Consider the following 339-nt stretch of genomic DNA (forward strand, 5'->3'; position numbering starts at 1 on the left):
GCTCCGGGTCGTACCCGAGGTCGAGGCCGAGCCGCTCCCCCTGGTGGGCGCGCAGCACCAGCGGGAAGTTGGTGGCGTCCCGGGAGGAGACCTCGGCCAGCCGCACCCCGGTGCCGGCCGCGCGGGCGTCGTCGAAGGGGTAGTTCTCGAAGGCGACGATGCTGTCGAACAGCGCGCCGCCGGGGGGCAGATCGCTGTACCCGGTGAGTTCGGCGAGCGAGACGGCGGCGTGCCGCCGGGCCTCGGCCTGGGCCTCCTGGAGGGCGCGCAGCCAGTCGGCGGCGGTGCGCCCGCTCTCCACCCGGACCCGGGTGGGCAGGGTGTTGATGAACAGGCCGA

The 339-nt window shown here is 75.2% G+C and carries 1 protein-coding gene; it reads right to left on the bottom strand.

What is annotated here, in order from left to right; all coding sequences use genetic code 11:
• Positions 1 to 339: condensation domain-containing protein (locus ACFC1T_RS38380; protein ID WP_375897445.1), on the bottom strand; the 339-nt coding region annotated here is incomplete at both ends.

This window comes from Kitasatospora sp. NPDC056076, from assembly GCF_042266305.1.
GTDB lineage: Bacteria > Actinomycetota > Actinomycetes > Streptomycetales > Streptomycetaceae > Kitasatospora.